Genomic DNA, 7,238 nt, shown 5'->3' on the forward strand with positions numbered 1-7,238 from the left:
TCGGACCAACGAGCCACACCGCCAACAGTCACACCACATGCGGTTGCAGTATTAACCCATTGCCGAGGAACCGATAGGCCAGCTAAGTTCTCCCAGCCGTCCATGCTGATCCGGACAGGCTCTGTCGACGAGGAGGTGTGGAGCACATGCGCAGGAGCGCCCAGCAGTTGAGCCCGCGTACTGACCATTGCCACCTCCTCACGACGGAGACACCTTGTCGTTTCGCATCACCCCACTGACCGACCCCGCTCACGGGGCGCACAGCCGACGCCTTGCATGGCTGGCGTCCGACGCCGATTCCATCCCCGTCGGGACGGCCTATCTGCGTCTGTTCGATGGCGGACAAGAGCACCTGGCCGAACTGACCCTCCACGTCCATCCCGTGGAGCGCCGCAAGGGCGTCGGCTCCCAGCTCCTGGACACGGCCGTGGCCGCCGCCCGGGACAACGCCCGGCGCTGCGTCAGCGCGCAGGCCCAGGCCGGATCGCCCGGCGATCACTTCCTGCCGGCCCGCGGCTTCCGTAGGGTGCTCACCTTGAGGTTCGCCCGCTTGCCACTGGCCGACGTGGACGCCATCGCCCTCGCCGAGATCATCGAGCGTCCGCATCCCGGCTACCGGCTGGCGTCGTGGCAGGGTACCGTCCCCGACGACCTCGCCCAGGCGTTTGCCGCCTCACACCGGGCCATGGACGACATGCCCATGGAGGACACCGACCACGGCATCGTGGCCTGGGACGTGGACCGGGTCCGGGCTGCGGCGAAGGCCGTTGAAGAGCGCGGCGACCAGTTGCACACGGTTGTCGCCATCGACACTGCGGACGGCTCGATCGCCGGATTCACCGAACTCGTCGTCCCCGGCAATGGCACGGGTGATGGCCAGCACTACGGTACCGGCGTACTGCCCGAGCACCGCGGACACGGACTCGGCCGATGGATGAAGGCCGAGTCGATCCGACAAGCCCACGGGCGCTATCCAGACCTCGGCGGCCTCCTGACCGACACTGCCGACAGCAACACGCACATGAGACACATCAGCGACAGCCTCGGCTACGTTCCCACACACACGACACTCCAGTACCAGCTCGACCTGTAGAGGCGAGCGGACGGGCCGGACCTGGGCATCACCTCGTCCGGCCCGTCCCCCATTGCGGCTCGGTCCGCGATTGATGGTGGGTGTAGCTCCGTCTCGGGGGTAGCTGATCCGGGGTGTTGCAACGACCGTTGACGAGCCACCGTCGGGCAGTACCGGTACCGGTATGGGCTCCACCGGCCAGGTCGCCAACACCGGCGACCTGGCCGACCGCGCCGGTAGGCGGGGGTAGGAACCTGGTCATTGGGGGAGTCCTCATCGCGGTGCCTCCCCTGCGCGAAGCCCGCACGCCTGGCCGGCAGGCCAACGCGATCTCGTCGTCCTGCCCGCACATGCGTTGCGACCGCCGCCCTCGGCGTCACACTGTCGGAGCCGCCGTCGGCACCAGCCGCACGCCTCGGAAACGGTCCCTGGGCGCGGGCCTGGGGCGTTCGCGGATCAGATGACGATGCGGTCCAGGTTGGGGCCGGTGCCCGCCGTGTTGATGATGGCGATGGAGTTGGTGCCGGCCTTCAGGGGTACCTGGACCCTCAGGGTGACGACGGTGTTGTAGTCCGGCGTTGCCGGGAAGTTCACTGTCTGGGTCGCGCCGTTGACGGTCACGGTCGCGGTGTGGACGCTGCCGACGCTCATGAAGTAGATGGTCATCGGGTAGGTGCCGGCGGCGGGTGCGGTCACCGAGTAGGTGCTGCTGCCCAGGAAGCTGATCTTCTTACCGCCGGAGCAGTGTGCACAGTTGGTGACCGTGGTGCCGGTGCCCAGGGTCGCCTTCTCCGCCTCGTAGGACTTGCCGGGGGAAGGGGTGGTCGTCGGCGTCGTGGTCGGTGTATCCGTGGGCGTGGGCGTGTCCGTCGGGGTCGGGGTGGGCGTGCCTGTGGGTGGGATCACCGGGCCCACTGTCTTGAGGAAGAGCGACTGACCGGTGTCGGTCCGGGACGCGTCGACGCCGTGGCCGCCGGTGTAGTCCTTCTGCTCGTTCTTTGCCCAGTCGGCGATCGGCGTGCCGCCCACGTCGAGCGGGTGGTAGGCGCCGCCGGACGGGCCGGCCACGCCGAACTGGTAGATCGTGTTCTTCAGCGGGTAGTACGGCTGGTACGGACCGCCGGTGGACAGCTGCTTGGTCATCGTGTTGTCGAAGAAGACGTTCTGAGGTCCGGTTGCACCCGACCACTTGACGCCCTTCTGACCTGCGGTCCAGTAGATCGGGTACCAGTTCGAGGTGTCGGGTGTCGTGTTGGCGCCGCCGTCGTCACCGCAGTTGGACTGGCAGTTGCCGGCGCGGTGGTCGTACGGCACGGCCTGCGTGTTGAGCTCGATCAGGTTCCGGCGCTCGTACCCGCCGTGCAGGTTGAAGTCGGAGTCGATGTCGTTGCCGATCGCCACGTTGTCCGACGCCGACCACTGGAACGTAAAGTGCCGCAGGTTGCGGGTGACGTTGTTGGCGTAGAGCGAGTCCCAGACCCGTGAGCCGCGGAAGTAGCCCCGGCCGCCGGCGCCCTTGTTCCACGAACCGTCCAGGAAGTTGTCCTGGATCTGAACGTTCTTGGCCTCTTCGGTGACGATCGGGTGCGAGCCGGTCATGTAGGTCCGGACCCCCCGGACCCAGTCGTTCACCGCCCACTTGAGAACGACGCCGTTCATCTCGGCGTGCGGGTCCATGTTGCCGTAGTTCTGGACCGAGGCGGCCTGGTTGAGGTTCGACATCGGCTGGGTCATGTAGAAGTTCTCCAGGCCGACTCCGACGACCGGCTCGACCAGCGGCGATGCCTTGCTGGCGTAGACGGCGCCGTCTATCGGTGCTGAGCCGTCGGAGGTGGAGTCGATCGGCATGTCGTACTCGAGCTGCTTGTCGACCGTGACCGTGTGGTTGGTGGCGTCGACCGCGCTGATCGTGAAGATCTGCTGCCGCATCTGCAGGTTCTCTTCGGGGAACGTCGCGCTGACCGCGTCCATCGACTGGTAGAACTTCTGTGAGTTGGCGGCCATCATATTCACGAATCCGCCGACCTTGAAACTGGTCATCTTGGCGCTGGTCGCCAGGTAGACGACCGTGTCGCCCTGCCGAGCGGCGAACGTGGTCTCGCCCGGCTTGGCCCGCAGTTTGGCGCCGGCCTTCCATTGCTGGTTGATGGAGCCGAGGAAGATCTCCTTGCGGTTCGCCGGCGCGGCGTTGTACTCCGCCTGGTAGGAGGGGTCGACCGTACGGGAACTGACCCGGAACAGGCCGGTGCCGGGCCACGCCCAGCCCATCTTGCCGTCGCCCGAGGTCATGTTGTCGCCGTCGGAGTCAGTGCCGTCCGAGGTGAGGGTGTCGTACAGAGTGTTGGCATCCGGCCGGTACTCGAAGGACGTACCGGTCGTCGGATCGCTGCCGGCGCCCCGCAGGATGGTGTAGTTGGCGTCCACTGCGATCTGGTGGGAGACGTTGAGGACGCCGGCCGGGAACGAGATCAGCGACAGCTTGGTGTACGAGCCGGTCGGCGAACACGTGCTCTTCAGCTTGTCGATCGCGGCCTGGATGCCGTTCGTATCATCCTTGCTGTCACTCGGCACCACACCGTAGCCGGACGCCAGTTGGGACGGTGTGATCTGGCAGGACGTCGACGGGTTGATCTCGGAGGCGCCGGGCAGTGGCTGGCCGCCGAGGTAACCGGCTTTACTCCAGTCGGGCATGCCCGGCAGCGGGGCGCGGCGGTTGGCAGCCGACAGGTCGAGTGCCCGCTGCACGGGCACGGGGGTGACGCCGGGGGGCACGGCGGATGCACCGGCGGTGCCGGCAGTGACGCCGGTCCAGCCGGCCGCCGCGACGCCGGCGGCCAACAGGGCCAGGGTTCCGCCGAATGCTAGTCGGCGTTTTCTGTTCGATGGCATGGGGGCGTCCCAACGCGAGGGGGCGGAAGTAGGGGTCGGGCACCGCACGGCTGGATGCGGTGCCAGGCGCGCGGGCGGGCTGTTTCGACAGCTGCGGGACCGGCGTGTCGAGGTGGGTCCCGCCGTGTCCCGGCGGCTGAAGCAGGGGTGGAGCCGCCCGTGCCACGTGCCGATCGACCGCGCAAACGCGAGCGCCTGATGGATGGTAAGGAAACTTTCCTAACTGGTATGTCGCCCAGAGTCTTCCCGGGCCCTGCGGTAGTCAAGAGGTTGAACATATTTCATCCACATGAACGCCTTCCCTCCGAAGCAACCGCCTCGGCCGTGGATGCGGATTCCGTCGGCGGTTCCACGCGGAATGCCGGGCGTCCGCCGATGTTGATGCGAGGCGGGAGGCCGAGCGCCTCGGTGAGGCGTCGAAACGCCCATGAAGGCAGTTGCTCGTCCGCCCCGGTCCACCCCCGGGACGCAGTGGCGGTTAATTATTAGGAAACTTTCCTTCCCAACTTCTTGACGAGCGCTGCCCGGGAGGGATTGACTGCGCGCCGCGGGGTCAACTCCACAACACCCGGCCCCGCGCCGTTTCCTCCCCACTCGTCAGCTCGACTCAGCTCAAGGTGCTCTCCCGAGCTGCGTCCGCAAGCCCAACGGTTCCGTCGAGGCACCAGATATCGCAGCTCCCCCTCGCCGGGACACCGTGCTCCGTCGGCTCTCTCGGAGCATCCGCACGGCACACGTTCCGGTCCCGCGACGCCGGCCGGGAGCCCGACCCCCTTGGGGGATGCCCCGTCTCGACCTCACCTGGAGGACATCCGTGACATGGTCACGACTCACCAAGGGGCTTATCGCCACCGCGCTGCCGGTGGCAGCGGTGGCCATGGGCATCAACGCGACCGCCAACGCCGGCCCCCAGGCGATGAGCACGTTCCCGGCCCACTACGCCGCGCCCTACCTGGAGCTCGCCGGCGACACAGCCGGCGACATGGCAGCTGACATGAGGGCTACAGGGCTGAAGAGCTACACCCTGGCCTTCCTGATTCCCAAGTCCGGTTGTACTCCGCAGTGGGAGGCCGGCAACAGCGCACTGGGCGCCTTCACCTCCCAGGTCAACGACCTCAAGGCCGCCGGCGGCAACGTCATCATCTCCTTCGGCGGCGCCGAGGGCGGGGAACTGGCGCAGACCTGCACCTCGGTCTCCTCACTGACCGCCGCCTACGCCAACGTCGCCAGCACTTACGGCATCACCCGCCTCGACTTCGACATCGAAGGCAGCACCCTGGGCAACACCGCGGTCAACACCCGCCGCAACCAGGCCCTGGCCGCCCTCCAGGCCCAAAACCCCAACATCGAGGTCGACTACACCCTGGCCGTGGACCCCTCCGGCCTCGAATCCGACACCCTCAACCTCCTCAAGGACGCCAAGGGCAAGGGCGTCAAGATCAACCTCGTCAACATCATGACCATGGACTTCGGCGACGGCGAGAACGCCCTCAACGACTCCCTGTCCGCAGCCAAGGGCACCGCCGCACAACTCGCAAGCCTCTACGGCATCACCACCGCACAGGCATACGGACGCATGGGCCTCACCCCCATCGCCGGCAAGAACGACGACAACGAGAACTTCACCCAGGCCGACGCCGCCACGCTGGAAGCCTTCGCTGCCACCAACGGCGTCCAGGAACTGTCCTTCTGGGAAGTCCACAGTTACGACAAGGCCAGCGGCTACGCCTACTCCCGGATCTTCAACAAGATCACCGGTGGCGGCACGCCGCCGACCGACCCGCCGACTGACCCGCCGGCCGGTGGGAACGGCTCGTACGAGGCTGAGGCGTCGACTCTGGCCGGTGGCACGACGATCACCAGCTGCGCGCACTGCTCGGGTGGGAAGAAGCTCAGCTACCTGGGCAGCGGTGGCACCGCGACGTTCAACAACGTCGCCGAGTCGGCTGCGGGTAGCTACACGATGAGTGTCTCCTTCATGAGTGTCGGCCAGTCCCGCTCCGCGGTCGTGACCGTCAACGGCGTCAACCAGACCGTCAGTTTCGCGGCGACACCCGACTACAACACTGTGGTCACCAAGGACGTCACCGTCCAGCTCAAGGCCGGAAACAACACCATCAAGTTCTCCAACCCCTCCGCCGGGGCACCCAACCTCGACCGCATCGTCGTCTGACAGCTCTACGGGAGCCGGCGCCAGGATCACCACCGCGGCCGGCGCAGGATCCATGCGAGGACCGACTCAGCTCAAGATCGCGAGTCGGTTGTCCCTCGGAAGTATCGATCTGGCATAGCCGATTGATGAGGCGAGGCAAATGCGCGACGAGAGTCGCACATGCATTGACTCGTCAAGAGGCTTTGCTGCCAAACAATGGAGGTCCCACACCGCCATGTCATCGATCCGTACGCGCCTCGTTGTGGCAGCCGCCGCAGCCACCGCGCTCACCATCCCCCTTGTCGTCGGCCATGCCGACGCCGCCACGACATCCGCAACGGTCAAGGCGGCCCCGGCTGCCGCACCGGCCGCGACCTCCTACACCGCCGCCCAGGTGCTGGCCGGCATCCAGCAGAACTCGACGGCCGCCAACAAGGTCAACACCAAGCCTCACATCAACACCATGACCCACTCCGACGTGAACGTCTTCCAGGTCGCGCCGGGAATCTACACCTACAGCTCCGGCATGGCCATCGACACCGACGGCAGTGACCCCGACCCCGACCCCGACCACCAGGGCGAGACGACCTGGGAGGACAGCAACGGCCAGGCACTGGGCGCCCACAAGGTCCCCTTCTACGTCCTCGGCGACGACTGCTGGGACCGCAAGACCCCCTGTCCGCACTTCTACTTCAAGGAACACGGCATGTCAGGGCGTCAGTTCGCGCTGATGTTCTACAACGGCAAGGTCATCGGATCGATCTTCGGCGACACCCAGACCGCCAACGGCCAGGACACCTCCGACAACGACTCCCGTGAACTCGGCGAGGCGTCCGTCAAGGCAGCCCAGCTGCTCGGCATACCCAGCAGCGGCACCACCGGTGGCGTCGACAACGGCGTGACCCTGGCGATGTTCTCGGGTCCGTCCTGGGTCGTCAATGGCACCAACGCCAACCTCAACACCAACGCCCAGGCCCTGGTCCAAAAGGCCCTGGACACCCTCGGCTCCAGCATGAACGGCGGCACGCCGCCGACCGACCCGCCGACTGACCCGCCGCCCGGTGGGAACAGCTCGTACGAGGCTGAGGCGTCGACTCTGGCCGGTGGCACGACGATCACCAGCTG

Annotated in this window: 4 protein-coding genes; 3 read left to right on the forward strand and 1 reads right to left on the reverse strand. The window is 66.7% G+C overall.

Annotated features, from left to right (window positions below; genetic code table 11):
• Positions 1-214 precede the first annotated feature (214 nt).
• Positions 215-1,093: a GNAT family N-acetyltransferase gene (locus C6N31_RS41810; RefSeq protein WP_138355354.1), complete on the forward strand. Its 879-nt coding sequence runs from the start codon at positions 215-217 to the stop codon at positions 1,091-1,093.
• Between the two features lie 435 nt (positions 1,094-1,528).
• Here the strand turns inward: C6N31_RS41810 and C6N31_RS41815 are convergent, their stop codons facing one another.
• The gene (locus C6N31_RS41815) at positions 1,529-3,961 is read right to left on the reverse strand and encodes a CBM35 domain-containing protein (protein WP_138355355.1); all 2,433 of its coding nucleotides are present in this window, start codon (positions 3,959-3,961) and stop codon (positions 1,529-1,531) included.
• Between the two features lie 814 nt (positions 3,962-4,775).
• Here C6N31_RS41815 and C6N31_RS41820 point away from each other — a divergent pair.
• On the forward strand, positions 4,776-6,134 hold the full coding sequence (locus tag C6N31_RS41820; RefSeq protein WP_187145204.1) for a CBM35 domain-containing protein: 1,359 nt from the start codon (positions 4,776-4,778) through the stop codon (positions 6,132-6,134).
• 241 nt (positions 6,135-6,375) lie between these two features.
• Positions 6,376-7,238, forward strand: an 863-nt coding sequence (locus C6N31_RS41825) for a glycoside hydrolase family 75 protein (RefSeq protein WP_307811609.1), incomplete at its 3' end; no start/stop codon positions are given.

The organism is Streptomyces fildesensis (assembly GCF_016107395.1).
GTDB lineage: Bacteria > Actinomycetota > Actinomycetes > Streptomycetales > Streptomycetaceae > Actinacidiphila > Actinacidiphila fildesensis.

Bases quoted from the DNA above. Each gene is read 5' to 3' on its own strand.
- C6N31_RS41815 (WP_138355355.1), bottom strand. From the start codon at position 3,961: ATGCCATCGAACAGAAAACGCCGACTAGCATTCGGCGGAACCCTGGCC.